The sequence below is a fragment of the Streptomyces sp. NPDC058964 genome (assembly GCF_042741275.1).
Lineage (GTDB): Bacteria > Actinomycetota > Actinomycetes > Streptomycetales > Streptomycetaceae > Streptomyces.
On record NZ_JBHYKH010000726.1, the window covers coordinates 1 to 3,417 of the forward strand.

Here is a 3,417-nt window from a genome sequence, read left to right on the forward strand (position 1 = left end):
CGCCGCCGGCCCCCCCGGCCGCGCCGGCCCGGGGCGCTCGTGGTCGCGGTACGCCGGCGGGCGCCGACTCCTGGCGCAGCCGGCTGTACCGCTGGGACATGAAGGCGTCGCCGTACGCGTTCGTCGCCCCGTTCTTCGTCCTCTTCGGGGCCTTCTCGCTGGTCCCGCTGCTGTACACGGCCTGGTACTCGCTGCACAACGTGCAGCTGTCGTCGCTGCACCACCAGACCTGGGCGGGCCTGGACAACTACAAGAACCTGTTGTCCTCGGACTTCTTCTGGAACGCCCTGAAGAACACCTTCACCATCGGTCTGATCTCGACGGTGCCGCAGCTGCTGGCGGCGCTCGGGCTCGCCCATCTGCTCAACTACAAGCTGCGCGGTTCCACCGTGTGGCGCGTGGTGATGCTCACCCCGTACGCCACCTCGGTGGCGGCGGCGACGCTGGTGTTCACGCTGCTGTACTCGTGGGACGGCGGCATGGTCAACTGGATCCTGCATTTCTTCGGGGTGGATCCGGTCAACTGGCGTGAAGCGGACTGGGGTTCACAGTTCGCGGTCTCGACGATCGTGATCTGGCGGTGGACCGGTTACAACGCCCTGATCTACCTGGCGGCGATGCAGGCGATCCCGGCCGACCTGTACGAGTCGGCGGCGCTGGACGGCGCCAACCGCTGGCAGCAGTTCCGGCACGTGACGATTCCGCAGCTCAGGCCGACGATCCTGTTCACCGTGGTGGTCTCCACCATCGGCGCCACCCAGCTCTTCGGCGAGGTGCTGCTGTTCGGCGGCGTCAGCGGTTCCAAGGGCGGCTCCGAGCACCAGTACCAGACCCTCGGCCTGTACATGTACGACCAGGGCTGGATCATCGGCAACCTCGGCAAGGCGTCCGCGATCGCCTGGTCGATGTTCCTGATCCTGCTGATCGTCGCCGCGATCAACCTGCTGCTCACCCGACGGTTGAGGAAGTCCCAATGACCACCAGTGAACTGACGCTGCCCCAGGCGTCAAAGGCCAAGGCCGGCCGTCGCCGGGTGATGGGTGCGGGCAGGCAGATGCACGCGGGCCCGGTCACCTACGTCGTCCTGACCGTCTTCGCGCTGGTCTCGCTGGCCCCGCTGGTGTGGACCGCCGTCGCGGCCTCCCGCACGGACCGCAGGCTGGCCCAGACGCCGCCGCCGCTGTGGTTCGGCGGGAACCTGTTCAAGAACATGGAGGCCGCCTGGGACCAGGCCGGGCTCGGCACCGCGATGGTCAATTCCACGCTCGTCGCCGGCACGATCACCGTCAGCACGGTCGTGTTCTCCACCCTGGCCGGATTCGCCTTCGCCAAGCTGCGGTTCCGGTTCTCGAACGTGCTCCTGCTGCTGACCATCGGCACGATGATGATCCCGCCGCAGCTGGCCGTCGTACCGCTGTACCTGTGGATGGCGAACCTCGGCTGGTCGAACCAGCTGCAGACGGTCATCCTGCCCAGCCTGGTGACCGCGTTCGGCACCTTCTTCATGCGGCAGTACCTGGTGCAGGCGCTGCCGTCCGAACTGATCGAGGCCGCCCGGGTGGACGGGGCGAGCAGCCTGCGGATCGTGTGGCACGTGGTGTTCCCGGCGGCGCGGCCCGCGATGGCCGTGCTCGGCCTGCTGACCTTCGTGTTCGCCTGGAACGACTTCCTGTGGCCGATCATCGCCCTGAACCAGCAGAACCCGACCGTGCAGGTCGCGCTCAACTCGCTCGGTACGGGCTATGTCCCGGACCAGGCGGTGATCATGGCGGGCGCGCTGCTCGGTACGCTGCCACTGCTCATCGCCTTCCTCCTGTTCGGCAAGCAGATCGTGGGCGGGATCATGCAGGGCGCGATCAAGGGCTGATCCCCGTCCGCGCCGCACAGCAGGCCCTTCGGGGCCGGGCCACCGCCGCCCCGGCCCCTCACCCCCTCGCCCTTCACCCTTCGGTCCACACGACCTTTCATGGGAGCGCTTCCATGCCTGAACCCGTTAACTCCGTGACTTTTCCTTCTGCCTTCCTCTGGGGCGCCGCCACCTCCGCCTACCAGATCGAGGGAGCGGTGCGGGAGGGCGGCCGCACCCCCTCGATCTGGGACACCTTCAGCCATACGCCGGGCAAGACGGCCGGTGGCGAGACCGGTGACATCGCTGTCAACCACTACCACCGTTACCGCGAAGACGTGGCGCTGATGGCCGAGCTCGGCCTGAACGCCTACCGGTTCTCGATCTCCTGGTCGCGGGTGCAGCCCACGGGCCGGGGCCCGGCGGTCCAGGTGGGCCTGGACTTCTACCGACGCCTCGTGGACGAACTCCTCGCCCACGGCATCCGGCCCGCGGTCACCCTCTACCACTGGGACCTGCCGCAGGAGCTGGAGGAGGCGGGCGGCTGGCCGGAGCGGGACACCGCCTACCGTTTCGCCGAGTACGCGCAGATCGTCGGCGAGGCGCTCGGCGACCGGGTGGAGCAGTGGATCACGCTCAACGAGCCTTGGTGCAGCGCCTTCCTGGGGTACGGCTCGGGCGTGCACGCCCCCGGCCGTACGGACCCGGTGGCCTCGCTGAGGGCCGCCCACCACCTCAACCTGGCGCACGGGCTGGGCGCTTCGGCCCTGCGCTCGGTGATGCCGTCCCGCAACTCGGTCGCGATCAGCCTCAACTCCTCGGTGGTACGTCCGCTGTCGCAGGACCCGGCGGACCTGGTGGCGGCGCGGAAGATCGACGACTTGGCCAATGGCGTCTTCCACGGCCCGATCCTGCACGGGGCGTACCCGAAGTCGCTCTTCGAGGCGACGGGGTCGATCACCGACTGGTCCTACGTGCACGACGGCGATCTGCAGGCGATCCACCAGCCGCTGGACGCGCTGGGCCTGAACTACTACACGCCGGCCCTGGTCTCGGCGGCGGACACGACGGTGTCCGGCCCGCGCGCGGACGGACACGGCGCGAGCAGCCACTCGCCCTGGCCGGGCGCGGACGACGTCGCCTTCCACCAGACGCCGGGCGAGCGCACGGAGATGGGCTGGACGATCGACCCGACGGGCCTGCACGACCTGATCATGCGGTACACGAGGGAGGCGCCCGGCCTGCCGCTGTACATCACCGAGAACGGCGCGGCCTACGACGACAAGCCCGACCCGGACGGCCGGGTGCACGACCCCGAGCGCATCGCCTATCTGCACGGCCATCTGGCGGAGGTCCGCCGGGCCATCACGGACGGCGCGGACGTGCGCGGCTACTACCTGTGGTCCCTGATGGACAACTTCGAGTGGTCGTACGGCTACAGCAAGCGGTTCGGGGCGGTGTACGTGGACTACGCGACGCTGGCACGGACACCGAAGTCGAGCGCGCGGTGGTACGCGCGGGCGGCTCGTACGGGAACGCTGCCGGCGGTGGCCGCGGCGGAGTGAGGAGCC

3 protein-coding genes are annotated in these 3,417 nt (G+C 69.1%); all 3 read left to right on the top strand.

The genetic code is table 11. The features are described from left to right. A partial coding sequence (locus ACFW2E_RS43735; RefSeq protein ID WP_384476816.1) for a carbohydrate ABC transporter permease occupies positions 1–977 on the top strand: 977 nt, incomplete at its 5' end. Beyond that, positions 974–1,867 carry a carbohydrate ABC transporter permease gene (locus tag ACFW2E_RS43740; protein WP_384476819.1) on the top strand — a complete coding sequence of 298 codons (894 nt, stop codon included), beginning with the start codon at positions 974–976 and terminating at the stop codon, positions 1,865–1,867. The genes ACFW2E_RS43735 and ACFW2E_RS43740, both read left to right, overlap by 4 nt. A 113-nt stretch (positions 1,868–1,980) precedes the next feature. Beyond that, positions 1,981–3,411, top strand: a complete 1,431-nt coding sequence (locus ACFW2E_RS43745) for a GH1 family beta-glucosidase (protein WP_384476822.1) — start codon at positions 1,981–1,983, stop codon at positions 3,409–3,411. Positions 3,412–3,417 lie beyond the last annotated feature (6 nt).

What these genes read in the sequence shown, in the direction of transcription:
- ACFW2E_RS43740 (WP_384476819.1), top strand. Translation starts at nt 974, where the DNA reads ATGACCACCAGTGAACTGACGCTGCCCCAGGCGTCAAAGGCCAAGGCC.
- ACFW2E_RS43745 (WP_384476822.1), top strand. Translation starts at nt 1,981, where the DNA reads ATGCCTGAACCCGTTAACTCCGTGACTTTTCCTTCTGCCTTCCTCTGG.